The organism is Fictibacillus sp. BK138 (genome assembly GCF_004216955.1).
Taxonomy (GTDB): Bacteria; Bacillota; Bacilli; order Bacillales; family Fictibacillaceae; genus Fictibacillus.
In genome coordinates, this window is sequence record NZ_SGXL01000001.1 from 2,100,285 (window position 1) to 2,125,772 (window position 25,488).

The 25,488-nt window shown below is 39.6% G+C and carries 25 protein-coding genes and 1 other annotated feature; all 25 genes read right to left on the reverse strand.

The genetic code is table 11. From position 1 onward, the window contains the following. Nucleotides 1-223 precede the first annotated feature (223 nt). Complete coding sequence (locus tag EV282_RS10355) at nucleotides 224-1,138, reverse strand: RluA family pseudouridine synthase (RefSeq protein ID WP_130295748.1); 915 nt, start codon at nucleotides 1,136-1,138, stop codon at nucleotides 224-226. Continuing rightward, nucleotides 1,131-1,595 carry a signal peptidase II gene (lspA, locus tag EV282_RS10360; RefSeq protein WP_130295749.1) on the reverse strand — a complete coding sequence of 155 codons (465 nt, stop codon included), beginning with the start codon at nucleotides 1,593-1,595 and terminating at the stop codon, nucleotides 1,131-1,133. The genes EV282_RS10355 and lspA overlap by 8 nt, the downstream gene beginning before the upstream one ends. A 148-nt stretch (nucleotides 1,596-1,743) precedes the next feature. Next, on the reverse strand, nucleotides 1,744-4,506 hold the full coding sequence (ileS, locus tag EV282_RS10365) for an isoleucine--tRNA ligase (protein ID WP_130295750.1): 2,763 nt from the start codon (nucleotides 4,504-4,506) through the stop codon (nucleotides 1,744-1,746). A gap of 290 nt (nucleotides 4,507-4,796) precedes the next feature. After that, nucleotides 4,797-5,021, reverse strand: a binding site (T-box leader). A 39-nt stretch (nucleotides 5,022-5,060) separates the two neighbouring features. Then, on the reverse strand, nucleotides 5,061-5,570 hold the full coding sequence (locus EV282_RS10375; protein WP_130295752.1) for a DivIVA domain-containing protein: 510 nt from the start codon (nucleotides 5,568-5,570) through the stop codon (nucleotides 5,061-5,063). 76 nt (nucleotides 5,571-5,646) lie between these two features. Then, a complete protein-coding gene (locus EV282_RS10380; protein ID WP_130295753.1) occupies nucleotides 5,647-6,420 on the reverse strand; it encodes an RNA-binding protein in 774 nt (257 codons plus the stop codon). A gap of 9 nt (nucleotides 6,421-6,429) precedes the next feature. Continuing rightward, complete coding sequence (locus tag EV282_RS10385; RefSeq protein ID WP_066289215.1) at nucleotides 6,430-6,705, reverse strand: YggT family protein; 276 nt, start codon at nucleotides 6,703-6,705, stop codon at nucleotides 6,430-6,432. Nucleotides 6,706-6,724: 19 nt separating this feature from the next. Next, complete coding sequence (locus EV282_RS10390; RefSeq protein WP_077361428.1) at nucleotides 6,725-7,147, reverse strand: cell division protein SepF; 423 nt, start codon at nucleotides 7,145-7,147, stop codon at nucleotides 6,725-6,727. Between the two features lie 12 nt (nucleotides 7,148-7,159). Beyond that, entirely contained in the window at nucleotides 7,160-7,846 is a 687-nt protein-coding gene (locus EV282_RS10395) for a YggS family pyridoxal phosphate-dependent enzyme (RefSeq protein ID WP_130295754.1), read from the reverse strand. Nucleotides 7,847-7,850: 4 nt separating this feature from the next. Further along, on the reverse strand, nucleotides 7,851-8,675 hold the full coding sequence (gene pgeF, locus EV282_RS10400) for a peptidoglycan editing factor PgeF (protein ID WP_130295755.1): 825 nt from the start codon (nucleotides 8,673-8,675) through the stop codon (nucleotides 7,851-7,853). Nucleotides 8,676-8,747: 72 nt separating this feature from the next. Next, nucleotides 8,748-9,032: a YlmC/YmxH family sporulation protein gene (locus tag EV282_RS10405; RefSeq protein ID WP_066289211.1), complete on the reverse strand. Its 285-nt coding sequence runs from the start codon at nucleotides 9,030-9,032 to the stop codon at nucleotides 8,748-8,750. Between the two features lie 89 nt (nucleotides 9,033-9,121). Further along, the gene (gene sigG / locus EV282_RS10410; protein ID WP_066240567.1) at nucleotides 9,122-9,904 is read right to left on the reverse strand and encodes an RNA polymerase sporulation sigma factor SigG; all 783 of its coding nucleotides are present in this window, start codon (nucleotides 9,902-9,904) and stop codon (nucleotides 9,122-9,124) included. 121 nt (nucleotides 9,905-10,025) lie between these two features. After that, on the reverse strand, nucleotides 10,026-10,748 hold the full coding sequence (sigE, locus tag EV282_RS10415) for an RNA polymerase sporulation sigma factor SigE (RefSeq protein ID WP_130295756.1): 723 nt from the start codon (nucleotides 10,746-10,748) through the stop codon (nucleotides 10,026-10,028). Between the two features lie 29 nt (nucleotides 10,749-10,777). After that, nucleotides 10,778-11,689, reverse strand: a complete 912-nt coding sequence (spoIIGA, locus tag EV282_RS10420) for a sigma-E processing peptidase SpoIIGA (protein ID WP_130295757.1) — start codon at nucleotides 11,687-11,689, stop codon at nucleotides 10,778-10,780. 631 nt (nucleotides 11,690-12,320) lie between these two features. Further along, on the reverse strand, nucleotides 12,321-13,514 hold the full coding sequence (gene ftsZ, locus EV282_RS10425) for a cell division protein FtsZ (protein ID WP_130295758.1): 1,194 nt from the start codon (nucleotides 13,512-13,514) through the stop codon (nucleotides 12,321-12,323). A gap of 31 nt (nucleotides 13,515-13,545) precedes the next feature. Continuing rightward, nucleotides 13,546-14,826, reverse strand: coding sequence for a cell division protein FtsA (ftsA, locus tag EV282_RS10430; protein WP_077361438.1), 1,281 nt, complete (start codon nucleotides 14,824-14,826; stop codon nucleotides 13,546-13,548). A gap of 142 nt (nucleotides 14,827-14,968) precedes the next feature. Further along, nucleotides 14,969-15,322: a small basic family protein gene (locus EV282_RS10435; protein ID WP_066289181.1), complete on the reverse strand. Its 354-nt coding sequence runs from the start codon at nucleotides 15,320-15,322 to the stop codon at nucleotides 14,969-14,971. Nucleotide 15,323: 1 nt separating this feature from the next. Further along, nucleotides 15,324-16,031: a DUF881 domain-containing protein gene (locus EV282_RS10440; protein WP_165389414.1), complete on the reverse strand. Its 708-nt coding sequence runs from the start codon at nucleotides 16,029-16,031 to the stop codon at nucleotides 15,324-15,326. 5 nt (nucleotides 16,032-16,036) lie between these two features. Next, nucleotides 16,037-16,732, reverse strand: a complete 696-nt coding sequence (locus EV282_RS10445; protein ID WP_130295760.1) for a DUF881 domain-containing protein — start codon at nucleotides 16,730-16,732, stop codon at nucleotides 16,037-16,039. Then, on the reverse strand, nucleotides 16,719-17,498 hold the full coding sequence (locus EV282_RS10450) for a cell division protein FtsQ/DivIB (protein ID WP_165389415.1): 780 nt from the start codon (nucleotides 17,496-17,498) through the stop codon (nucleotides 16,719-16,721). Before EV282_RS10450 ends, EV282_RS10445 begins: the two co-directional genes overlap by 14 nt. Before the next feature lie 240 nt (nucleotides 17,499-17,738). Next, a complete protein-coding gene (gene murB, locus EV282_RS10455) occupies nucleotides 17,739-18,650 on the reverse strand; it encodes a UDP-N-acetylmuramate dehydrogenase (RefSeq protein WP_130295762.1) in 912 nt (303 codons plus the stop codon). 435 nt (nucleotides 18,651-19,085) lie between these two features. After that, the gene (spoVE, locus tag EV282_RS10460; protein ID WP_413466113.1) at nucleotides 19,086-20,159 is read right to left on the reverse strand and encodes a stage V sporulation protein E; all 1,074 of its coding nucleotides are present in this window, start codon (nucleotides 20,157-20,159) and stop codon (nucleotides 19,086-19,088) included. Nucleotides 20,160-20,222: 63 nt separating this feature from the next. Continuing rightward, the gene (gene murD, locus EV282_RS10465; protein ID WP_130295764.1) at nucleotides 20,223-21,575 is read right to left on the reverse strand and encodes a UDP-N-acetylmuramoyl-L-alanine--D-glutamate ligase; all 1,353 of its coding nucleotides are present in this window, start codon (nucleotides 21,573-21,575) and stop codon (nucleotides 20,223-20,225) included. After that, a complete protein-coding gene (gene mraY, locus EV282_RS10470) occupies nucleotides 21,576-22,550 on the reverse strand; it encodes a phospho-N-acetylmuramoyl-pentapeptide-transferase (RefSeq protein ID WP_130295765.1) in 975 nt (324 codons plus the stop codon). Further along, on the reverse strand, nucleotides 22,547-23,929 hold the full coding sequence (locus tag EV282_RS10475) for a UDP-N-acetylmuramoyl-tripeptide--D-alanyl-D-alanine ligase (protein WP_130295766.1): 1,383 nt from the start codon (nucleotides 23,927-23,929) through the stop codon (nucleotides 22,547-22,549). The genes mraY and EV282_RS10475 overlap by 4 nt, the downstream gene beginning before the upstream one ends. After that, nucleotides 23,926-25,392, reverse strand: coding sequence for a UDP-N-acetylmuramoyl-L-alanyl-D-glutamate--2,6-diaminopimelate ligase (locus tag EV282_RS10480; RefSeq protein ID WP_130295767.1), 1,467 nt, complete (start codon nucleotides 25,390-25,392; stop codon nucleotides 23,926-23,928). The genes EV282_RS10475 and EV282_RS10480 overlap by 4 nt, the downstream gene beginning before the upstream one ends. Nucleotides 25,393-25,488: the final 96 nt, after the last annotated feature.

A 25,488-nucleotide genomic window follows, 5' to 3' on the forward strand; every position in this document is an offset into this window, starting at 1 on the left:
TGATCCCGCAGGAGTCTCGCACCTTGCGCTTCAATCAACTTTTCAATGAAGCACACTCTCTTAAAGGTAACCTTCGCAAAAAAAATCCTCCCGTCACGCATGACGAGAGGATAGAGTAATCCCTGTTGGATTCTCATTAATAACGTTTCCTTCTCAGCCTCACGGGACTAAAGTTAAAGGACTATTTAAGTTACATTGATTATGACAAACTGTGATCTCTTTGTCAACTTCTTTTCTCTAACAAATCCAATAGCTCGCTCATTTCAGAAGGAATTTCTCTTTCAAACTCCATGTACTCACCAGTTCTAGGGTGATTAAAGCCCAAAGTTTGAGCATGAAGTGCCTGTCCTTCAATTGGAAGTGTTTTAGATGGACCGTATTTTGGATCTCCAGCCAACGGGAAACCAATATATTTCATATGAACACGAATCTGATGCGTTCTACCCGTCTCAAGCTGGCATTCAACAAATGTATAGTTGGTAAATCTTTTAATGACATTAAAATGAGTAACTGCGTTTCGGCTATTTTCATCGGTAACCGTCATTTTTTGACGATCACTTTTATCCCTGCCGATCGGAGCATCAATTGTTCCTTGGTCATGCGGCATCACACCATGAACGATCGCTTTGTAGATTCTAGTTGTTGTTTTGTCTTTAAGCTGGCTTACGAGTGATTCGTGAGCCATATCATTTTTGGCAACCATTAATAAACCCGATGTATCCTTATCGATCCGATGAACGATCCCTGGGCGCAGAACACCATTAATTCCAGATAAATCCTTGCAATGTGCCATCAGACCATTAACAAGTGTACCATTATAGTGTCCTGGTGCTGGGTGTACCACCATTCCTCTTGGTTTATTTACAACAAGAACATCTGAATCTTCATAAACAATATCAAGATCCATCTCCTCAGGAACAACGTCCAGTTCCTGCGGTTCAGGAATTTCAATTTCAACGATATCACCTGTTACACATTTATAATTTGATTTAACCGGTTTATCGTTCAGCAATACAATTTTATCTTTAATCCAATTTTGAATCTGTGATCTTGACCATTCATCCTGGACATCAGATAAAACTTTATCAATACGGTTCCCTTCTTGTTCTGTGGTTACCGTATATTCAAATTTACTCATTTTCTGTCTCCTTCTGTTTGCTTTCCATAAAACTTTGAATAAAAATCAAACCTACACCGATGACTAACGCACTGTCTGCGACATTAAAAATCGGGAAATCGTAACTTCCGATATAAACATCAACAAAATCAACTACTTCTCCGCGAAGAAGACGATCGATAAAGTTTCCTAAAGCGCCCCCAAGAACTAGTGCCAGCGCTATTTTAAGCAATCTGTCTGTAGCATGCTTCTGTAAATAATAGACGACAGCTCCAACTACAATAACAGTTATGATTATAAAAAAGTAGCGCTGATCTTGCAGAATACCGAATGCAGCCCCTCTGTTTCGATGTGAGGTTATGTATAATACTTGATCAATGACAGGGATAGACTGGCCGAGGTCCATTTTTTTCACAATCATCCATTTTGTCGCTTGATCAGCCGCGAACATTAACAAGGCCAATAGATAATAAAACAATAGAACTCCTCCGATATATAAAATATGTCTTTATGAATTGTAGCACAGCCATCGGATGTTCTACAATTTAATTTACCCATTCAACAGATTATTTCTGCACGGACTAAAAAAAGAAAAATCCCGCGCTAGCGCGGGATTCCTTTTACAATTATGCATAATTCTTTTCAACGATTTCTGCACAGCTTGCACAAAGTGTTGGATGATTGTCATTTTTGCCAACTTCTTCTGAAACAACCCAACAGCGTTCACATGTTTCACCCTCAGCTGAAGTTACTGATACAGCCACATGTTCAAAGACAGACGCATTTTCAGGTGCTTCTGATTTCACGCCGCCAACTTCCGCTTTTGAAACGATAAAGAGTTTATTTAGATCTTCAACGTTCTCTAACCAAGGCTTAAGCGACTCAGTTGGATAAAGCGTAATTGATGCAGTAAGTGACTTACCGATCGTCTTCTGGCTTCTCGCTTCTTCAAGTGCTTTTAGCACTTCATCACGAACATCCATAAACAGATCCCAATCTTTTTCAAGCTGCTCAGTACCTTTGTAGTTCTTCTCTTCTGGCATAGAAGTCAGCTGAACACTTACTTCTTCAACTCCAGGAATGTATTCCCAAACTTCATCTGCCGTGTGAGATAAAACAGGTGCAGAAAGTTTTGTTAAAGCCATGAGTGACTCATATAACACAGTCTGGATGCTTCTGCGTTTATGGTCATCTTCAGCTTGGATATAAAGTGTGTCTTTTGCCATATCCAGATAGAAAGAACTTAACTCGATCGTACAGAAGTTGTGGATCGTATTATAAACAGTAATGAACTGATACTCTTCGTACGCTTTTTTAACTTTTGCAACAACTTGATCCAGCTTAACCATCATATATTTTTCAAGGTCAGGCATATCTTCAAATGCAACTGCGTGCTGTTTCGGATCAAATCCGTGCAAGTTTCCTAATAAGAAACGAAGTGTATTTCTAATCTTTCGGTAAACTTCAGCTACCTGCTTTAAGATATCATCTGATACACGCACATCTGACTGATAATCTACTGATGAAACCCATAATCTGATGATGTCAGCACCTAGCTGCTTCATCACCTTGATCGGATCTAGTGTGTTACCGATTGATTTACTCATCTTGCGACCTTCACCATCAAGAACAAATCCATGGCTGAGTACTGCTTTATAAGGAGCTTTTCCAGTGATCGCAACAGATGTAGAAAGTGAAGAGTTAAACCAGCCGCGATATTGGTCAGAACCTTCAAGGTAGAGGTCTGCTGGGCGAACTAAGTTTTCTCTTTCTTCAAGAACACCCCAATGCGATGTTCCAGAATCAAACCATACATCCATGATATCAGTTTCCTTTGAAAAACGTCCGTTTGGACTATGCGGAGAAGTGAATCCTTCCGGAAGAAGTTCTTTCGCTTCTCTTTCGAACCATACGTTAGAACCATGCTCTCTGAACAGTTCTACAACATGAGCGATCGTTTCTTCAGTAAGGATCGCTTCGCCGTCTTCACCATAGAATACCGGAATCGGCACACCCCATGCACGCTGACGAGAGATACACCAGTCTTCACGGTCTTTGATCATGTTGTGAAGGCGTGTCTCTCCCCATGAAGGAACCCAGTTCACTTCTTCAATCGCACGAAGCATATCATCACGAATTCCTTTAATAGAAGCGAACCATTGAGCTGTCGCTCGGAAGATAACAGGTTTCTTCGTTCTCCAGTCATGAGGATAGGAGTGAGTGATAAACGAAAGCTTTAACAATGCACCTTTTTCCTGCAACTGTTCTGTAATCGGTTTATTTGCTTCATCATAGAACAGACCTTCAAAACCAGGAGCGTCTTTTGTCATTACACCACGGTCGTCAACAGGACATAAAACGTCTAATCCGTATCGCTTTCCAACAAGGAAGTCATCTTCCCCATGACCAGGAGCTGTATGAACACATCCTGTACCTGCATCTGTTGTTACGTGGTCACCAAGCATAACAAGTGAATCACGTCCATATAGGGGATGGCTTGCAACCGCGTGTTCAATTTCTGCACCTTTAAATCGCTTAACAATTTCAGCTTGTTCCCATTCAAACTCTTTCTTAAGAGATTCTACTAGAGCTTCTGCTACAACATATTTGCCGTTCTCTGTTTGAACAGAAACATAATCTAGTTCAGGGTGAACTGAAATACCAAGGTTTGCAGGAATCGTCCAAGGAGTTGTTGTCCAGATCACTAGTTTTTCATCTGCATCCAAAACTCCCTTTCCATCTTTCACATCAAATGCTACATAGATAGAAGCAGAACGCTTATCTTGATACTCGATCTCAGCCTCAGCTAATGCGGATTCTGATGAAGGAGACCAGTATACAGGCTTCAACCCTTTATAGATAAGGTCTCTTTTTGCCATTTCGCCAAACACTTCAATCTGTCTAGCTTCATACCCTTTATCAAGCGTAATATAAGGATTCTCCCAATCACCGCGAACACCTAGACGTTTAAATTGTTCACGCTGATGATCTACTTGCTTTAACGCATACTCTTCACAAAGCTTACGAAACTCAGCCACTGTGAGCTCTTTTCTTTTAACTTTTCCGCTCTTTGTCAGAGCCGTTTCAATCGGCAGACCATGTGTATCCCATCCTGGAACATATGGAGAATAGTGACCTGTCATCGATTTAAAACGTACGATGATATCTTTTAAGATCTTATTCTCAGCATGGCCGATATGAATATCACCATTTGCATAAGGAGGTCCGTCATGAAGGATAAAAGGCGGCAGATCCTTCGTCTTTTCCATAACTTTTTCGTAGATATTTAACTCGTTCCATTTCTCCTGAACAACAGGTTCACGCTGCGGAAGATTTCCGCGCATCGGGAACTCCGTTTTTGGCATCAAAAGAGTGTCTTTATAGTTCATTGCTTTTCCTCCTTAATATCGTTACCGTAAAAATAAAAGGTTGTTTTCCTCAATCTATGTTGTCCTTGTAAGTGGTTGATTCCCGCTCCAGGATGCTCGCTTTCCGCGGGGCGGGCGGTGAGCCTCCTTGCGCCTTGCGCCATTAGGAGTCTCACCTGTCCCACTCGTCCCGCAGGAGTCTCGCATCCTTCTGCTCCAATCAACTTGCCTATGACGAAAAGTGACAAGATACTTAGCAACCATCTTTTAAAAAAGAGCCACAAAAAAACCTTCTCGCCCACTACTGTTACAGTAGGGACGAGAAGGTTAACCCGCGGTACCACCCTAATAGGTTCTGGTTCATCACAAAACCCTCTTAGTCATCCGTAGCGTGGATGATGCGCCTGAACTTACTAAAATTTTCAGTACAGGAACTCAGGGGTGATCTTCAAATACTGCTCTATACCAGGCTTGCACCATTTCCTGGTTCGCTATAATAGAGAAAAGTATCTTACTGTCCCCGTCTTCGTCACATATTAATCTTACAAAAGTATATGCGATTTTTTAAATGAATGTCAAGCTTCCGTCTTTACTTCTTGAAGTTCATAGCCTTCAAGATTTTCAGGAGCGTTTAGAGAATCCCAGTCATCATTCTTTAGCATCTCTAACTGTGCTTCAATCAACATTCTAAATCTTGTGCGATATACAGATGATTGCTTCTTCAACTCATCGATCTCCATCGAAATCTTTCTGGACTTCGATAACGATTCATTGATGATTCTGTCGGCGTTCTTTTCAGCTTCTTTAACGATCAAGCGCGCTTCTTTTGTAGCTGTACGCTTCACTTCTTCACCAGTTTCTTGTGCGATTAGAATGGATTTATTCAGCGTTTCTTCAATGTTTTTAAAGTATGAAATCTTTTCTTCAAGCTTGGAAACTGTTTCCTCTAAATCTTTCTTTTCACGAATAACCGCTTCGTAATCTTTAATGACTTGATCTAAAAAGTCATTGACTTCATCTTCACTATACCCTCTGAAACCTCTTGTAAATTCCTTATTATGAATATCCAACGGCGTTAAAGGCAAAACAGCCACCTCCATAGATGCATTATTTTCTACCTAATTTCGACAAAATGTCGGTCATTCCTTCTATTCCCAGAAATTATTTTAAAAGTCCGTACCGTATACGCCATTTTTCTTTCTTCGTCATACCTTCAATAGCGAATAGTTTGCTTCTTCCAAAGCCTCTTACTGAAAGTTCATCACCTTCCATTACTTCTGCCGCAGCCTGGTCTGTAATTTTATGATTTAATTTAACACGGCCCTGCTGTATTAAAGGTGAAGCTTTAGAACGTGAGAGATTATAGATTTCAGCAACAATAACATCTAACCTAAGAGAAGAAACTGTTCCATTTCTTTCATCGTAATCAGTTTTCATTTCCATCAAGTCATTATTTTTTATATGATGCAGCTTTACTCCTGATTTACCTATTTTCGTAAGGTTCAGTTCTATAAAATTTGATATTTCAGCTGCACAAACGAATTGTACTTTATCTCCAGATATAAGGATATCGCCATACTTGCCTCTTTTCACTCCTATATTCATCAAAGCGCCAAGCACGTCACGATGCTCGATTGTTGTAAACTTTGATGGATAGCCAATATCATAGAGGACGAGCTGAAAATCATCTTCAGCTGCTTCATAATACTCCGGGAATAGAAGTGCTCTTTTTCGCTCTGAAAAAGAAGAGCCTCCCCATAAAGAGAGGCGTACATCTGTATCGTTTCCTACGATTGTTTTAACAATCTCTTGTTCACGCGGATCAAGAAAATCAGTGAGCTTCGGGCTGTATCGTTCCACTGTTTCCGATTTCCATCTCATTACACGATCAACAAACTCATGTTCCTCTGGCCGGTAGTGCTGATAAATACTCATAAAGAAGCCTTAAAATGAGCCTGCGAGCATTCTAGCTACTGCACTCACACCATATTGTGCAAAGTGAAGAGACATTAACGCCACGATCGGCGAAAGGTCAATCATGCCTAAAGGCGGGATGATTTTACGGAAAGGTGAGAGATATGGTTCAACAAGCCTTCCGATAACCTGGCCGATTGAAGATTCTCTAGCGTTAGGAAACCAAGATAAAAGTATGTACCCTATTATCATGTAATAGTAGATCTGTATAAGTGTCTGTACTACATTTGCAATTTCGTATACCAATAAATTTCACCTGCCTGATTTAGTCTTCGTCCATCATTTCTGAGATCGTACCGGAAACATCTACGTTTTCAGGCGTGCACAAAAATGTATTTGGTCCGAGCTTTTGAATATCGCCGCCGATCGCATAAACAGTCCCTGATAAGAAGTCTACGATTCGTTTTGCCTGATCATGCGGAATTCTTTGCAAATTCATAACTACCGCTCTTCGATTTTTAAGCTGATCCGCAATATCTTGAGCTTCCGCATAAACGCGCGGTTCAACAAGAACAACCTTAACCTGCTGCTGAATACTTTGCAAGCTCACAACATTGGGCTTACCCTTTTTCGTATGAGATGGTGTAATCTCTTCCTCTTCAGCCAAAGACTCTTCTTCATATTCATTTTCATACTCATAATCATCTTCTAGATCAAAAAAACGCTTAAACTTTGTTTTGATTCCCATCGATTCCACCTCCTAAAATTCTTTTCCTACTAAGTCTGTTCCAATTCGAACAAAGGTTGCTCCTTCTTCAACTGCTATCACATAGTCGTTTGACATTCCCATAGAAAGCTCCTCACATGGTGCATGAGGAAAATCTTTTCTTTGAATGTCTATTTGCAATTGTTTTAACGTTGAGAATACATTTCTTACGACCGATTCATCTTCTGTAAAAGGTGCCATTGTCATAAGACCTACAACTTTAATTTTATCGTAGTCTTTTAGTTTATCGACAAAACTAATCACTTCTTTTACTGCCAGACCATGTTTTGAATCTTCTTCAGCTACATTAACTTGTACAAAACAGGAAATCGTCTTGTCAGCTCTTTTTTGGATTTCCTTTGCCAAACTGAGCCGATCTAAGGAATGAATATAATCAACCTGGTTAATAATATCTTTTACTTTACGAGACTGAAGTGTACCGATAAAATGCCACTTAACATTTTCATTCATCTCTTTTAGATACTCTTTTTTTTCAAGCAATCCTTCAATGCGGTTTTCACCAATGTGTTCCACGCCTGCTAAAACAGCATTCTTCGTCGTTTCGTTACTAACATATTTCGTTACAGCAACCAGATTAACGCCCTTTGAAGATCTGTTTTTTTTCGTGCATGCATCTTGAATCTTATCTAATATCTTTTCTTTATTTTCTAATATGTTCAAACGCTCACTTAACTCCTTTCCTGCCTATAAAACTCATCATTCTGCCCGTCTTGCCATTATCTTTCCTGTGTGAAAAGAACAAAGAATTTTCACAGCTCGTACATTGCTGGGAAACTATGATGTTTTCTGGAAGTACTCCGGCTTGCAAGAGTAGAATCTCATTTAATCTTTGTAGATTTAATTGATATCTGTCATTTTTGTTTGCAGTGAATACATCAGGATCTTCTTTTTTATTTAAAGCTGCTTTTACTTCGCGAATAACCTTTTCGTCCACCTCATAACAGCATTCCCCTATGGCTGGTCCGATTGCTGCCTTGATTTCATGAATGTCTTCGTTCTCTTTTTCACACCAGAGCTCGACCATTTTAGGACCTATCTTCCCTACTGTTCCACGCCATCCGGCATGCGCAAGTCCGATCAAGTTATTCTTTGGTGAATAAAAGTACAGTGGCACACAATCAGCATAGAGAGAAGTCAAAAGCACGTTCTCAACCTTTGTGTACAAACCGTCAGCATCTGGGATAGCCGTTTCAAAATCCAACGAGCCTCTGCCGCGGTTTTCTTCTGTAACTTCTACAATTTTTGTTCCATGAACCTGCTTCGACCCTACCCAATTTTGAATCGGGAAATTAATTTCATCGGCAAACGTTTTACGGTTATCTTGTACATAGCGAGGATTATCTTTAACATGAAATCCCATGTTTAATGAGTTAAAAGGCATTGGACTATACCCTCCAGCACGCATCGTAAAACCAGCGGTAATGAAGGAATCTTCTTTTTGCCAATCTTCTATTACAAGGTGCTTTCCAGTTTGTTTAAAAGTCTTCATTCTATGTATTCCTCCTGGAAAGTTTTATCTTTATTTTACCACATTTTTGAGGAAGAAAGAAAAAAGAACCGTTTATTTCAATTGATCAAACGGCTCTTTTACGTATTCATTTAATTCACTGGCTTCCATATGCCTGACGAGGATAACGTCTGCACCTATTTTAACGATGTTGCGCCATGGGATGACAATATCATTTTCTCTTGCAAAAAAACCAAGCATTTTTCCTGCACCCGGAATGATGATCGCGTCGATCTTTCCAGTATTTAAATTGATTTCAAGATCAGCAATATGGCCAAGTTTTTTTCCGTTTGCTACGTTAACAACGTCTTTAACTTGGAAGTCTGATATTTTGTTCATGTCACAACCCGCCTTTCTGTTTTCATTATATGAAGGAACAAGCAGTTTCATGTTCAAGGTAATAAAAAAAACCCGTAAATCTACGGGTTTTAGCTGCTTTGTATATTCTTGTTCATCTGAGAGATCGCTGCTTTCTCGAGTCTAGAGACTTGCGCCTGTGAAATTCCGATTTCATCTGCCACTTCCATCTGTGTCTTGCCTTGAAAGAAACGCATGGTCAATATCATTTTCTCTCTGTCGTTTAGGCGTCTCATACCTTCTTTTAATGCGATTTCTTCGATCCACTGCATGTCTTTCGCTTTATCATCACTGATTTGATCCATTACAAAAATAGGATCTCCTCCATCATTGTAGATGGGTTCAAACAATGAAACAGGATCTTGGATGGCATCAAGTGCAAAGACAACTTCTTCTTTTGGTACATCCAATGCTTCTGCAATCTGCTGTGCTGTTGGCTCCCGGGATAATTTATTCATGAGCTGGTCACGAACTTGCAATGCTTTATAAGCAATATCTCTTAGGCTTCTAGAAACGCGTATCGGATTATTGTCCCGAAGATAACGCCGGATTTCACCAATAATCATCGGTACAGCATAGGTAGAAAACTTAACATTTTGACCAAGATCAAAATTGTCAATCGATTTCATGAGTCCGATACACCCTACTTGAAATAAATCATCAACATGCTCTCCGCGGTTGTTGAATCGCTGAATCACACTCAGTACGAGTCTGAGGTTTCCATTCACCAGAGTTTCTCTCGCATCGGGATCACCCTTATGCATTTTATCAAACAAGATACGCATCTCTGGATTTTTTAAAACAGGAAGCTTTGATGTGTCAACTCCGCAAATCTCAACTTTATTTCTTGTCAAGTCTTTTCCCTCCTGCCGGGAGCTAATTTCAAATTAAGTATCACCGAACGGAGGGAAATTTATGCAATTGTAAATTTTGATTAAAGTGGTTAATGATTCACTATCCTATATAGAATAATGTCTAGACCATTTTATTAAATTCTTTTTGAAGCCTTTTAATTATTCTCTTCTCTAACCTTGAAATATACGATTGAGAAATACCCAGCATATCTGCTACATCTTTTTGTGTTTTTTCTTCTCCACCAGAGAGGCCGAAACGGAGTTCCATGATCTGTTTCTCTCTGTCATTAAGTGTAAAAAGAGCTTTTAATAGCAGTTTCCGGTCAACATTTGCTTCAATTCTTCTTGTAATTATATCGTCTTCTGTCCCAAGAACATCTGATAGCAGCAGTTCATTGCCATCCCAATCCACATTTAATGGTTCATCAAAGGATACTTCTGAACGAGTTTTGTTATTACGGCGCAGGTACATCAATATTTCATTCTCTATACATCTGGAAGCATACGTAGCAAGCTTTATCTTTTTTTCGGGATTAAACGTATTTACAGCCTTAATGAGTCCTATCGTACCAATGCTTATTAAGTCTTCAATATTGATACCTGTATTTTCAAACTTCCGGGCAATATAGACAACAAGACGTAAGTTTCGTTCGATCAATAGAGACTTGGCAGCTTGATCACCAGAAGGCAGTTTTTCGAGCAAAACGGCTTCTTCTTCTTTGCTTAATGGAGGAGGCAGCGCTTCATTGCCGCCAATGTAATAAATTTCATCTGATTTTAAGCCAAGTTTGAATAAAAGCTTATACCAAAACATCGTTACCCTTAGTCGCAATTTGCTGAACATTTTTACTCCCCTTTCACATTCTGTGATCTCTATGACGCTTGTACATGTTGAAGATACATTTTCGGGTGCACAATAGCATCGAACTGTCCTTCGCTTGATAATGAAGTCCAGCTTAATCCAACAAGGCCTGGCGGTGAACAAACGGCAATTTCATCTTTCTCAATTTCAATTCGATCTGGCTTTAAACACGCAAGAAATTGCTGATGTCCTACAGAACGGTATGGTACGATTCGTAATCTGCTGATCCAAGGATGATCATTCTCTTCAGTACCGATGGACATCACATCTTTTGCAGCCGATTGAATGGCTTCCGGAAATTCCGAACTGTGAATGTTCATGTCTAAAACCATAACGGGCATTTTAGAAATGGGATCGTATAATTTATTACCTGTATCAATAAGTCCATTTGCATAAATAATTTTCTCTCCAATAGAGATTTTAACTTTGACAAGACTGTTGGAATCCATTTTTTCCACAGTGATGTCATCAACTCTTTTCTTTGAAAAATACCATAATGCAGGTACACCTGCCGCTACAAATAACCAGCTTACCGGGTCACCCATCCCTGTACTTTTTGTTGTAATTACACCATTCATAATCACGGCATCACTCTGCATAAAATAATGAAGTGCAAATATTCCGCCACCCGTTACAAAAGAAACAAAATAAAACATCGCTACATTTTTCACCACAAATCGAATGCGTTTAAAGCCAAAAGCTGTAATCATGATCGCTATTGACAGGATAAACTTTACTAAAGGCTGTGAGAAAACCATCAGTTCTGGATAGACAATTAAAATGACATAACTGGATGCAAGTAGAGAAGCTAGAAGGATTCTCTTTTTCGATGCATTGCGTTTTAAAACATAGGCTGTTAACGAAATCAAAACATAATCAATGCAGAAATTAAGAAACCAAATGACATCCAAATATAGGGTCATTGGTTTTCTCCTTTCTTAATTTTGAAATTAGTATAACGTATAGGTTGTTTGAAAGTCTGTCAGTTTATGAGAGAAGTATTGTTCTTATTTTCTCTTTTTTTGTCAAAAAAGCTTATATGTTAGATATACGTTTTTGGGACAAGAATATGCCTAAAAAATCAGCTTATTCCTTAAACTTTTCCGTTATTACGAGAGTATCGACTACCGCAGGATTCTCAACGTTCACATGATAGTGTTGTAAACTTCTTCAACTGATCATGTAGACTAGGGGATATGTAACCAAAAGGAGAATGGACTGACATTCTAGAAGGGATATGCCTATTTCAGACGGACATTTTTTGAAGGGAATAATTTTTTGTACGGTTAGGAAGAAAAATTGTTCGGTGGAGCCATTTTTTTGTTCGGTCAGCTATAATTTTTGTTCGGTCATCTATCATTTTTGTTCGGTTTTAAAATTTTTGTATTTCTCATGAAGAATTGCAGACCAAATCCAAGTTGTGAGACTTCGGCTTGGAGCAAAGTAAGAAAATAAAACGAAATCAAATAACTTTAAATAAAAAAACCTAATAAAAGAGAGGAAAATAAAAAAGCATGCTTCCCATATGAGGAAAGCATGCTGAATGTTCACTTATTATCTTCTTCTGTTACGGCTGCGGTTACGCAAGAACGTCGGGATATCAAGAGTATCTGAATCAGCATTGGAATAAGAGTTGTTGCTTCTTGATTCAGACTGGCTTTCCTCACGTGACTGCGATTGAGACTGTCCTTGTGATTGCGGTTGACTTTGGCTTGAATGAGATTGGTTAGAAGATGCAGGAGATTGCTGCATTCTTGGACGCTCAGCTCTTTGCTGATTGTTCACAAGCTTTTCGTTCTCATCAAAACCAGTCGCGATTACCGTAACAAGGATTTCATCTTTTAATTCTTCGTTAATTACAGAACCAAAGATCATGTTTACTTCTGGATCAGATGCTGATGAAACAATATCAGCAGCTTCGTTTACTTCGTAGAGACTTAAGTTAGCTCCACCCGTAATGTTCATCAATACACCTTTTGCTCCATCGATTGACGTTTCAAGAAGTGGAGATGAAATAGCTTTTTTCGCTGCTTCTGCTGCACGGTTTTCACCTGTACCAACACCGATACCCATTAGTGCAGATCCGCGTTCAGTCATAATTGTCTTAACGTCTGCAAAGTCCAAGTTAATCAAACCTGGTACAGCGATTAAGTCAGAGATACCTTGTACACCTTGACGAAGTACGTTATCTGCTTCACGGAATGCTTCAAGCATTGGTGTGTTTTTATCAACGATTTCTAATAAGCGGTCGTTCGGGATAACGATAAGTGTATCCACTTTTTCTTTTAATACAGAAATTCCGCCAACAGCCTGCGTAGAACGTTTACGGCCTTCGAAAGTGAAAGGTCTTGTTACTACACCTACAGTAAGTGCACCAAGATCTTTAGCGATTTCAGCAACTACTGGAGCTGCACCTGTTCCGGTTCCTCCGCCCATTCCAGCCGTTACGAAAACCATATCAGCTCCAGCAAGAGCTTCTTCGATCTGTTCGCGGCTTTCTTCAGCAGCTTTTTTACCGATATCAGGATTTGCACCTGCGCCAAGTCCTCTTGTTAATTTCGTGCCAATCTGCATTTTTACAGGTGCCTTTGAAAGGTTCAAGGCTTGTGCATCTGTATTCACACAAATAAATTCTACACCTTGTACTCCGTGTTCAATCATTCGGTTAACAGCATTGCTTCCGCCGCCGCCAACACCAATAACTTTAATCGTTGCCAATTGATCCATATTCATATCAAACTCTAACATGAGCGTTCCTCCTAATGACTAGTTCCTTGAGTTATTCAAAAAATAAACCAAACCAGTCTTTCACTTTTGATTTCATTCCGCCGGGTTGTTTCTCTTGGGCCGGCTTCTGGCTGGACTGTTTTTTCTTAGGCAGAGGCTCTCCTGCATCTTCAGCTAATGCAGAAGCAACTTCTTTTCCTTGTACTTTGATATTTTTGTGGGTAAATTGTATCAGCCCAACTCCTGCTGTAAACTTCGGTTCTCTTACACCGATGTAATCAGGCAAAGAAACCCTTACATTCTGCTGGAAGATATCCTGAGCCAATTCCAATACTCCTGGAATAGCTGCAACTCCACCAGTGATGACAAAACCGCCTGGGAGTTCAGAATATCCGCGCTGATGCAATTCATCATCAATCATTTCAAAAATTTCAGCCATACGCGCCTCGATGATTAATGATAGCTCATATTGTGAAATTTCCTGTTCTTGTGAAGAACCAATCTGCGACACGGTAAATGTTTCATCCTTAGAAGCATAATCGACAAAGGAATGACCGTGTTTTAATTTGATTTTTTCTGCATCTTCTGCAGAAGTTCTTAAACCGATTGAAATATCCTTTGTAATAAAGTCTCCGCCAATCGGAAGAACAGAAGTTAATTGCATCGTCCCCTGATCGAAAACAGAAAGTGTAGTTGAACCACCGCCAATATCAATCAGTGCCACACCAAGCTCCATTTCATCGCGTGAAAGAGCGATTGATGAAGTAGCTAACGGTTCTAAACAAATATCAGCTACTGTCAGACCTGCTCGTTCCACACATCGAAGTAAGTTATGTAAGATGGTTTTAGAACCGGTAATTACCGTTCCTTCCATTTCCAATCGTACCCCAAGCATTCCTCTTGGATCAATGATTTCATCTGTTCCATCAACAATGAACTGCCGTGGAATAACATCGATGATCTCTCTTTCTGGAGGCACTGACATGACCTGAGCTGCCTCTATAACTCTAGCAATATCCTCATCGCCTATTTCACGATCTTCTCTCGATACTGCTACAACTCCGTGACAAGGCTGTAACTGAATATGGTTTCCTTTCACACCAACGATAACGGCATTGATCGGGATACCTAACATTCTTTCTGCCTGTTCAACGGCTTTTCTTATGGAACGAACAGTTTCGTCAATATCTACAATGGAACCTTTTCGGATTCCAGCTGATTTCGCATGGCCAACACCAATAACATTAAAGGATTCACTGGTCATTTCTCCAATGATCACTTTAATATTGGATGTACCGATGTCTAAACTTACATAAATTTCATTGCTGTTCATTCTGTGGCACCTCCTAACCTTTCATCCAATAAATCTTCATCTATTAAAGATGAACAAAATTCCTTCATTTTCGCTTATTTATGGAATAAATTCCACAAACAACGGGTTATCCCTCTTTTTTTTTACCGTTTTTTCAAATTTTTTAGGCCTTTTTACGTGAGTCTGACCATTTAGAGATTAATAGTCGTCTGATTACAGCGATATTGTTAAACAGCCTTACCCCAAACGCAAAAATCGCAGCTAAATATAGGTCAATACCCAGGTGTACACCTAGGTAAGCCAGACCGGCAGCCAATAAAATATTGAAGAAAAAACCTGTAATGAACACTTTATCTTCAAAACTGCCCTGGAGATGAGCACGGATACCTCCAAATAAAGTATCCAATGCAGCCAATACAGCTATTGATAAATAGTTTGAGTATTCAGGAGGGACCCGGATATCAGACATGAAACCTAATAATAGACCTAGTAAAAGTCCAAGTACCGGTAACCACATCTTATGTTTCCTCCTTTGCCGGTTTCATAAACTTCACCTTAACTTCTTCATCAAAAGCTGGCAGTATTACCTTTTCTGCCGGAGCTGATTCTACAAGGAAGTCTTCCCTTATGAACTCCTCAACAGCAAGCGAAGCAATAATTTTCTGATGCAGTTTTTCATTGTTTTTAGCCAGCACTTTAATTTCTATAGGAAAAGTTGAAACAGGCTCGTTGTTTATGTAAATGTTGCCATTTACTTCCCGGATCGGTGTTTTCGATACAATGCGCTGACCATCAATGCTGATTTCTCTCGCATCATATCTATTCAATTCATTAACAAGTCTTCTAAGCATATCAGGATCGATCTGTGGCTGAGGGCGATCTACTCCGATTAGCTCGTCATTAAAAGGTTCGATAGTCATTACGATTCCTTGACCGCTCACTGTAGTTAATCCTGCCTGTTTTTTTAAATCTGCCAAAGCTTTTTCCATCGCTTCGATTTTTTCGTCTTTTCCTTCAGTCTTATACTTATTTAACAGCTCGCTATAACGCTGTAGTTCCTCATTAAGCTCCTGCTGACGCTGTTTTTCTTTCTCCAGATCAGCTCTTAGTTCCCAAAGGTCTCGTGTGTCTCTGGTGATCGGATTATTTGTGGTCTCAAACTGGATCGCCAGCATTCCGCCTATAATGAGGGCAATAGTTGCAAACATAAATTGTTTATCTTTCAACTTACTCATCCCTCTTCTGTTATAAATGGCTCCATCTCAATCGCACTTTCCTGTTCCACTCTTACTTCCACACCATCATTTACAATTTTATCTACAATATATAGATTCAGAGATTTTTCCAGTGCTGATGAGTTTCCAATGGCTGTAATTACAAATGGTGCGGGGTATTGATTGCCATCAACACTTACAACAGGTCCAATGCAAGCAATATAAGTGTCATGTGAAATCCTCTGCCCATTGACAGCAATTGCTTCTGCTCCTGATACATGAAGTTCATCTATGACACTTCTAATATGTTCTTCATGGACAATATAGTTATTCGGGTTCTCACCTTCTGGAATATAAGAGGAGTCTTGAAGTGTAACTTCTACTCCCTCCCCTTTCACTTTTACATTCCCTACTACCATTCGCAGTTCTTTTAATTCTTCTACGAGTTTAGAAGAGATCTCTTCCTGGTCAGCAAATTTGTTTTCTTTCTTTTCGACACTCTGCTGCAAACCTTTAAGTTCATTTGCCAGTTCACGGTTTGTTTTTTGAAGATTTAATATTTGGCTGCGTAAAGAATCTTCTTTTCTCCACTCGTCAGTTTGAACGGCTTCCTTCTGTCCCTCTTGGGCTCTCTGGTAGGAGAAGGATAAAATGAAACCGGTAACTAGAAGGATAAGAGACAAAAAGAGATGCATCCCTTTAATTTTCCTCATTTTTTTCCTCCGTAACTTCTCGGTTGTAACGTTCAAATCGCGTACTAATTCCTAAGTAGAATGTACCTTTTTCATCTGGCTTTATTTCGCTTATTAAAGAAGGATAAGCAGAAAGTCTTTCAGAAAACTTAGAAATTGAAGTAACTACTTTATTGCCATCTGTCATAAATAATGTCAGTTTACTAGGGTTGTCCGATTCAGGCGTATGAGTAATTTCTGAAATACGGTGAATGATTCCCTCTGGCAGCTTTTGAAGTTCCTGTGCCATCGTCTCCAGTTGCTCGGGATCTTTCCAGCTTACAATTACAGGAGCATTTACCGGCCGCTCATTTTTATTAAGAGGTTCAAGCATCTTTCCATTTTGCAGCATCGGATAATATGTATTGTCTTTTTTAAAATAACCGACCCGCTGATATTCTTTAACGTTGATCACGACATGATTAAAGAATTGCTTTTCAATAGAAACAGAGCTTATCTCAGAAATTGAATCGAGTCTTTTTTGTATGTTTTCTTCCGATATATTTAAGTACTTTGTATTCGATGAAATTTGGCTCTTTTTTAAAATCTCATCATCAGTTACAAAGTAATTTCCTGAAACCGATATTTTTTTAACATGGCTCAAATCAGATTGAAAATATACAACGACCACTAATAACAGGAAGAAAAAGGACAAGTAATATATCAGGCGGCGATTCGCTTTTTGTTTACGATGTTCTTTCAGCTTCGGAATTCGGTCCTCAATCTTGACAACCTTAACCTTGTCCATCCTCTTCCTCCGTTTAATCATATAGTACAAGAAAAACCAAAATGCCCAACAATCATAATCAAATAAAAGAACTTGGCTAAAGACGCCAAGCCCTACATATAAAGGCTTTATAAACAGCCGATTTATCAGGAATAAACGAAACTGATTCTTCGCTTTACAACGTCGTTGGTCATTTTTCTCTTGTTCTCTGTATTATAGCACGGATAAGTCCCAATTTAGCACTATTTATCCAATTTTTTGTTATTCATTTCGCCCGATGATTTCAACCTCTGTTTCAATGTCAATTCCATGCTTTTCTTTAATCGTTTTTTGGATATAACGAATAAGATCCAGAACATCTTGTGCCTTAGCATCACCGGTATTTACGATGAAGTTCGCATGCATTTCAGATACCTGAGCTCCCCCGATCCTCGTACCTTTAAGACCTGACGACTCAATCAGCTGACCAGCGTAATTAGGCAGCGGATTCCGAAAAACACTTCCGCAGCATGGAAAATTCCAAGGTTGGGTATTTCTTCTATAATCTTTGTTCTTTTTAAGTTCGGCCATAATTGTTTCCTTATCGCCTTTTTCTAACACCAAGACAGCTTCAACACAGATTCCGCCTGTTTCCTGAAGTACAGATGTACGATATGAAAAACCCAGTTCTTCGTTTGACAGCCATTTCAGTTCACCGTCAGGAAAAAGAACAAGTGCTTTTTCAACGATTTGAGACATATCAGAACCGTGTGCTCCCGCGTTCATGAATACCGCACCGCCCACAGAGCCGGGAATTCCTGCAGCAAATTCAAGGCCAGTAAATGCTTCTCGTGACATTAAAGTTGCAAGCGGAATTAAAGAGTATCCCCCGCCAACAGTAATCTTGTTATCATCTTGTTTTAAATGGTTCAGCCCCTCCCCTACTTTGATAAGGGCGCCTTCAATACCCCCATCTGCAACAAGGAGATTGGAACCTCTTCCGATAGCACGGATTGGAACATTTGCTTCTTTCAAGTAAACAACCGCTTGTTTAAGAGCGTCTATGTTCTTTGGTTCAAAATAAAGATCGGCTGGCCCGCCGATTTTTAATGTTGTGTGGTTCTTTAACGGTTCATTTAATAAAACAGTTCCTAAATCTTCATTTTTTAACTTATCGGCTAATTGGTTTAACATTCTAAAACCCCCTACATTCATCACGCATAACTCTATTTATATGTTATGCACTATTCTTTTCCATGTTTAAACGATTGATAAACATCAACAAAGTAGTATTCGAAAAAACAATTATGTTTATTGCTATGTTGTCTTAAGAAAATAAAATTGGAAGTAGTTGATTTCCGCTGCAGGATGCTCGCTTTCCGCGGGGCGTGCGGTGAGCCTCCTCTGCGCTTTGCGCCGTTAGGAGTCTCACCTGTCCCGCTAATCCCGCAGGAGTCTCGCACCTTCCGCTCCAACCAACTTATCAATGAAGCATCTCACAAAATATCCAAATACAACAATCTTTTAAAATGACACTTAGAAAAAGAAGATACCCTGTCATATGCGACAGGGTAGCCATTGAATCTTCACTATGTTTAGAATAAGAGAATTTCCTTTGAAACTCAAGTATTAATACCGCGCGTAGCGGCTAATATTCAATATTACTCCGATCGAGGCAAGCATCAGTGTCAGAGAAGAACCTCCATAGCTTAAAAATGGCAGGGTAATTCCGGTTACCGGCATAAGTCCGGTCACAACTCCAATGTTGATCATTACTTGAATAGCGACCATACCTATAATGCCGATTGCTAAGAATGATCCAAATAGGTCAGGTGCTCCAAGGGCGATCCTGATACCTCTCCATAAGAGTAAGCTGAACAGGATTAATACGAATACAGCACCGATAAATCCTAGTTCCTCTGATATAATCGCGAAAATAAAATCTGTTTGCGGCTCTGGCAGATATCCAAACTTTTGCCGGCTCTGTCCCAGCCCTAGTCCTAACAGTCCACCTGGTCCCAAAGCGTACAGTGACTGTATGATTTGAAAACCGCTGCCTAACGGATCACTCCAGGGATCTAAAAATGAAGTTATCCGTTTAATTCGATATGGCGCGGAAATGATCAATCCCGCAAACCCGATCAATCCGATTAAGCCCATTCCAACGAAATGAGAGATTCGAGCACCAGCAACAAAAAGCATTACAATACTCGTTCCAACCATAACTGCACCTGTACCGAGATCAGGCTGAAGCATAATCATTCCGAAGGCAACCATCACTAAAGAAAGAGTAGGAAGTAAACCTTTTTTCAGGGATGTAATCTTCTTTTGATGTTCCGATAAATATTTTGCCAAAAAGACAATCATGGCTAACTTCATAAATTCTGAGGGCTGAATAGAAAAAGCTCCGACACCGATCCAGCTTCTAGCACCTCCGCGAACCATTCCTACACCCGGAATCAATACAGCGATCAAAAGAAAAAAACAAATGATAAGAAGAATTTTTGACCAAACTCTCCAAGTCATATAGTTGATATTCATAATAAAGAACATCGCTGCAATTCCTACTCCAGCAAATAACATTTGCCGTTTCACAAAAAAGAATGAATCATCCATCTTATACTGTCCCAAGTCTGCGCTAGCGCTATAGACCATTATGATTCCTACGGATAACAGCATAAGTGTAACAACAATCATGATCATATCAGGGGTTGATCTCGTTGCAGGCAAAGGGAAACACCTCAACTCTTGTTTTTTGTACAAACCTTATTTAAGTTTATGCACGGAGTTGATAAACATGTCCCCTCTTTGTTCAAAAGTCTTATATTGGTCCCAGCTTGCACAAGCAGGTGAAAGCAATATTACGTCACCATCTTTTGAATGGCTGTATGCCACGGGAACAGCTTCTTCCACATTATCAGCACGTTTTATCGTTTCTATTCCTGCTTGTCTTCCAGCGTCAGCCATTTTTTCTGCTGTCTGACCAAATGTCACAAGTACTTTTACATGTTTTAATGATGGAATAAGGTCATCAAATGAATTTCCTCTGTCCAGCCCTCCAGCCAGGAGTATTACATCCTTTTCAAATGCTGAAAGGGCAGCTTTTGTAGCTAATATATTCGTAGCTTTAGAATCATTATAAAAACGTCTTCCTTCAACCTCGCCCACATATTGAAGGCGGTGAGTCACTCCAGCAAATGTCGTTAACACCTTGCCTATTTGTTCTGTTGATGCACCTGCAAGTATTGACGCTGCAACTGCCGCCATAATATTTGACAAGTTATGTTCACCAGGAAGTACGATGTCTTTTAGCTCAATGATCTTCCTTTTCTGGAAATACAGAGCGCCTTCTTGAATATATGCTCCTTCTTTAAACTGCTTTTTAACAGAGAACGGGATATGCTTTGCGTTTGAATTCTTCATAAGATCTGATACGTGTTCGTCATCTGCATTATAGATAACAAAATCGTTCTCATCTTGGTTCTCAGTAATCTTCGCTTTTGCTTTACCGTATTCATCCAAAGACCCATGATAGTCCAAATGCGCTTCAAATAAGTTTAAAAAGACAGAGATTCGTGGTTTGAATTTTTCTGTACCCATCAACTGAAAGCTGGATAGTTCAGCTACAAGGATTTCTTGTGAAGTTGATTTTGCAGCAACTTCTGAGAATACTGTCCCGATATTGCCCGCGACTACTGGAATCTTACCGCTGTTCTGCAGCATCTCTCCAATGAGTGTCGTAGTAGTTGTTTTCCCATTAGAGCCTGTAATGGCAATGATAGACGCTTCAGCAACTAGACCTGCGACCTCTACCTCTGTATACACAGGTATATTGCGTTTTACAGCTTCAGCAATTAAAGGGTTTTCGTAAGGAATACCAGGATTCTTTACTAAAAAATCAATTTCACCATCAAGAAGGCTTAATGGATGTCCGCCGCATTCTACAGAAATTCCGATCTGTTCAAGCATTTCAGCTTCCGCATTTCCTTCTCTGGGCTGTTTGTCGTTTACTGCAACATTTGCTCCAAAAGAATGAAGCAGTTTTGCTGCAGCAAAACCGCTTTTGGCCAATCCAACGATTAATATGTTTTTACCTTTGAAAAACTCATTTTTCTTCATTTAAACCCACACCTCTAAATAAATTCCTAAAGCAGCAAAAACAAGTCCTACAAGCCAGAAAGTTACAACGATGCGCCATTCACTCCAACCGGATAGTTCATAATGATGGTGAAGCGGGCTCATTTTAAAGACTCGTCTTCCTGTTAGCTTAAAAGAAGTGACTTGAATCATTACGGAAAGCGTTTCAATGACAAAAACTCCACCAATGATCACAAGCAAAATTTCCATCTTGGTTAAAATTGCGACAGCGCTTATAGCACCACCTAGTGCAAGTGAGCCTGTGTCACCCATAAACACTTTTGCAGGATGCGCATTAAACACCAGGAATCCTAAAACCGCACCAACAACTGCTACACAGAAGATTGCAGCTTCAAATTGAAGCATCGTTGAAGCTAATACTGCAAATGCTCCGAATGCGATAGCAGCTGTTCCAGCAAGAAGACCATCAAGACCGTCTGTAAGATTTACTGCATTTGAAGCACCGATCAGCATAAATAATACAAAGATTGGATAAAACCATCCAAGGTCGAACGAAATATCTGTGCCTGGTATTTCAACTTTCGTAGAAAAATCAATTAATTTTAATCCTAAATAGAAGAGAGCTGCAATCATCAGCTGTCCGATAAGCTTCTGTTTGGAAGTCAATCCCAGATTTCTTTTCTTTACAACTTTAATAAAATCATCTAAAAATCCTATGAGTGCATAGCCAAATGTAACAAGCAAAAGAAGATGGGTTTCAGTGGTAATCGTGAAAAACTTTGCAGTCATCGCATATGTAGCAACGATAAGAGCAAATACGATAACAATTCCACCCATTGTTGGTGTTCCTTGTTTCTTCTGATGAGATTTGGGTCCTTCATCGCGAATGCTCTGTCCGAATTTCAGCCTTCTTAAAAAAGGAATAAAAAAAGGTGAACTTAATACTGCTATTAAGAAAGATGCAACTAATGTAAAAAGTAAGACTTGCTCAATCATTTTTTCGACTCCTGTTCTTCCTCTATAAATGTAGAGATTAGGTTTTCTAAAACCATCCCTCTTGATGCTTTAAAAAGAATAGCAGTGTCTTTCGATAAGAGCTTTTCAATCGGTTCCTGCGCTTCTTCTTTTGTCAGACATTGAATAACTTCAAGGTCTTCCCGGTTTTGTTTCTTTAACTCGTCTGCAATCCATGCTCCTTTTTCTCCAACTGTAATCACATGGTTAATTGAAGGGGCAACATGACCGGCTACTTTTCTGTGCATTTCCTCTTCAGCAGAGCCAAGCTCATACATATCTCCAAGTACAGCAACCTTGTTAGGGATATCATGTAGCTCTGCTAGTGTTGAAAGTGCAGCTATCATACTAGTAGGACTCGCATTATACGCATCGTTGATCAGAAGTGTATTATTTCTGCCCTTTTTCATCTCTAGCCTCATTGCAGTTACTTTCAGGTTTTCTAGACCTTCTTGGATTTTATTTTCTTCTATATTTAAGTAATGCCCAATTGCAATGGCATATGCTGCATTTTTAATATTATGCCGCCCAAGCATTGGGATTCGATACACGGATGTCCCCTCTTCCAAAGTAAAAGAAACACCTTGTGCGTCAGTATGCAAGTTGGATAATTTAAGCGTACAAGAATCTCCAAAACCGACTTTAAGCACATTTTCACCCTTTACATGTGAAAGAAGCGGTTCATCGCCATCAATGATGAGCAGACCGCCTTGCTTTAACCCATCAGCAATTTCAAGTTTTGCTTTTGCAATACCTTCACGACTGCCAAGCTGTTCCATATGGCTCTCACCGATATTTGTAATAACGGCAGCATCTGGTTCAGCAATTTTGCTTAACAGGGAAATCTCATTAAAGTTGCTCATTCCCATTTCAAGAATTAAAACCTCCGTAGTTTCCTCCATAGCGAGGATGGTTAAAGGAAGGCCGATATGATTGTTATAGTTTCCTTGTGTCTTAAATGTATTAAAATTCGTTGAAGACACACTTTCTATCATGTCCTTTGTAGTAGTTTTCCCATTGCTGCCCGTTACTGCCACTACAACAGGATTAACTTTCTTAAGGAAATGCTTAGATATTTTTTGCAAATACTCTACTGTATCTTTGGTATAAAGTACAGGGAACTCCTCTGGAAGACCCGCAGGCAGTTCTTTGCCTTCTTCCCAGACTGTAGCGATGCACCCTTGTTTAATTGCATCCAATAAAAAGTCGTGTCCATCAAATCGTTCCCCTGCTATTGGCAGGTAAAGAGCGTTCTCCGTTTTTTGTCTCGTATCTTTTGAAACACATTCTAGTACAATATTTTCTTTTTTACCGGATGAGCGGTCTGCTAATGAGACCAGTTCCTTTATATCCAGTTTCATTTTTTCACCGCCTTAATCGCTTCACGTGCAACGATTCTATCATCGAAATCAAACACGTCTTTTCCAATTATTTGATAAGTCTCGTGGCCTTTGCCGGCAATAAGTATAACATCATTTGTTTTTGCACGCTCAACTGCATATTCGATTGCTTTTTTTCGGTCAGGAATCGTCACATAGCTTCCTTCATCTGCTCCCTCTTCCATATCTTTTAGAATCTGAAGCGGATCCTCCGTGCGAGGGTTATCACTTGTGAAGATAGCCAAATCAGCTAAGTCTGCTGCAATACCTGCCATTAATGGACGCTTTGTTTTATCCCGGTCGCCTCCGCAGCCCACAATTGCGGTAATACTTCCTTTAGCAAATTCTTTGATCGTTCTTAGAACATTCTCTAAACTGTCAGGTGTATGTGCATAGTCAACAATCACCGTAAAATCCTGCCCTGCTATCACTGGTTCGAACCTGCCTGAAACACCGGTTACTTCTTCAAGAGATGAAATAATTTGATCAAGTTCCAAGCCAGATAACAAACAAGCTGTAATAGCTGCAAGTACATTATAAACGGAAAACTTTCCGATAAGCTTAAGTGTAACTTCCTTAGTACCCCTTGGAGTAGATAACGTAAACGAAGTGCCATGTGAACCGATTGTTATGTTCGATGCACGAACATCACTATCATTGTCGATCCCGTAAGAAATTACTTGGGCAGATGTAACTCTCTCAAATATTTTAGAAGCTGGATCATCATTGTTGAGAACAGCTACCTTTCGATCTGCTTTATGATAAGTATTTCCCATTTGAGAGAACAAAAGACTTTTAGCAAACTGATATTCTTCCATATTCTTATGGTAGTCCAGGTGATCTTGTGTAAGATTCGTAAAGACCGCAATATCAAAGTCGCAGCCCCAGACACGTCCCTGATCAAGAGCATGTGAAGATACTTCCATTACTGCTGCATCAACTTTTTCCTGAGTCATTCTATAGAAAGCATTTTGAAGAAATAATGAATCAGGTGTAGTATTTGCCACTTTAAAACTTTGATCTTTAATTTTCATCTCGATCGTACCGATCATTCCGGTACTTCTGCCTGCATCACGAAAAACTTTTTCAATGAGATGAGATGTAGTTGTCTTGCCGTTTGTTCCCGTGATCCCGATCAAGTGCAATTTTTGAGAAGGATGCCCATAAAAGGCATCTGCCAAAACAGCCAGTGCCTTTTTAGAATTCTTAACTTTAATTACAGGAATGTTAACATCTATATCTTTCTCAGCTAATATAGCTGCTGCACCATTTCTTGCAGCAGTCTCAGCAAAATCATGGCCGTCAAATATTACTCCTTCAATACAAACAAACAGACAGCCCTTTCCCGCTTTCCTCGAGTCCATTTCAACAGAGGTAATTTCAGGATTGGCTTCAATATCCATTTCATAGTTCACTAAATATGTAAGCAATTCTCTTAATTCCATTAATCCTGACCTCTCCTCTAATCATCCTTAGAAATTCAACATATTAAGAAAAATAAGCCAAGGCAAGATTACGCGCTTGGCTATGTGTACATCTTC

Bases quoted from the DNA above. Each gene is read 5' to 3' on its own strand.
- EV282_RS10355 (WP_130295748.1), bottom strand. From the start codon at position 1,138: ATGAGTAAATTTGAATATACGGTAACCACAGAACAAGAAGGGAACCGT.
- ileS (WP_130295750.1), bottom strand. From the start codon at position 4,506: ATGAACTATAAAGACACTCTTTTGATGCCAAAAACGGAGTTCCCGATG.
- EV282_RS10380 (WP_130295753.1), bottom strand. From the start codon at position 6,420: ATGAGTATTTATCAGCACTACCGGCCAGAGGAACATGAGTTTGTTGAT.
- EV282_RS10390 (WP_077361428.1), bottom strand. From the start codon at position 7,147: ATGGGAATCAAAACAAAGTTTAAGCGTTTTTTTGATCTAGAAGATGAT.
- pgeF (WP_130295755.1), bottom strand. From the start codon at position 8,675: ATGAAGACTTTTAAACAAACTGGAAAGCACCTTGTAATAGAAGATTGG.
- EV282_RS10405 (WP_066289211.1), bottom strand. From the start codon at position 9,032: ATGAACAAAATATCAGACTTCCAAGTTAAAGACGTTGTTAACGTAGCA.
- sigE (WP_130295756.1), bottom strand. From the start codon at position 10,748: ATGTTCAGCAAATTGCGACTAAGGGTAACGATGTTTTGGTATAAGCTT.
- spoIIGA (WP_130295757.1), bottom strand. From the start codon at position 11,689: ATGACCCTATATTTGGATGTCATTTGGTTTCTTAATTTCTGCATTGAT.
- ftsZ (WP_130295758.1), bottom strand. From the start codon at position 13,514: ATGTTAGAGTTTGATATGAATATGGATCAATTGGCAACGATTAAAGTT.
- ftsA (WP_077361438.1), bottom strand. From the start codon at position 14,826: ATGAACAGCAATGAAATTTATGTAAGTTTAGACATCGGTACATCCAAT.
- EV282_RS10435 (WP_066289181.1), bottom strand. From the start codon at position 15,322: ATGTGGTTACCGGTACTTGGACTTTTACTAGGTCTATTATTAGGTTTC.
- EV282_RS10445 (WP_130295760.1), bottom strand. From the start codon at position 16,732: ATGAGGAAAATTAAAGGGATGCATCTCTTTTTGTCTCTTATCCTTCTA.
- EV282_RS10450 (WP_165389415.1), bottom strand. From the start codon at position 17,498: ATGGACAAGGTTAAGGTTGTCAAGATTGAGGACCGAATTCCGAAGCTG.
- murB (WP_130295762.1), bottom strand. From the start codon at position 18,650: ATGTTAAACCAATTAGCCGATAAGTTAAAAAATGAAGATTTAGGAACT.
- spoVE (WP_413466113.1), bottom strand. From the start codon at position 20,159: ATGATCATGATTGTTGTTACACTTATGCTGTTATCCGTAGGAATCATA.
- murD (WP_130295764.1), bottom strand. From the start codon at position 21,575: ATGAAGAAAAATGAGTTTTTCAAAGGTAAAAACATATTAATCGTTGGA.
- mraY (WP_130295765.1), bottom strand. From the start codon at position 22,550: ATGATTGAGCAAGTCTTACTTTTTACATTAGTTGCATCTTTCTTAATA.
- EV282_RS10475 (WP_130295766.1), bottom strand. From the start codon at position 23,929: ATGAAACTGGATATAAAGGAACTGGTCTCATTAGCAGACCGCTCATCC.
- EV282_RS10480 (WP_130295767.1), bottom strand. From the start codon at position 25,392: ATGGAATTAAGAGAATTGCTTACATATTTAGTGAACTATGAAATGGAT.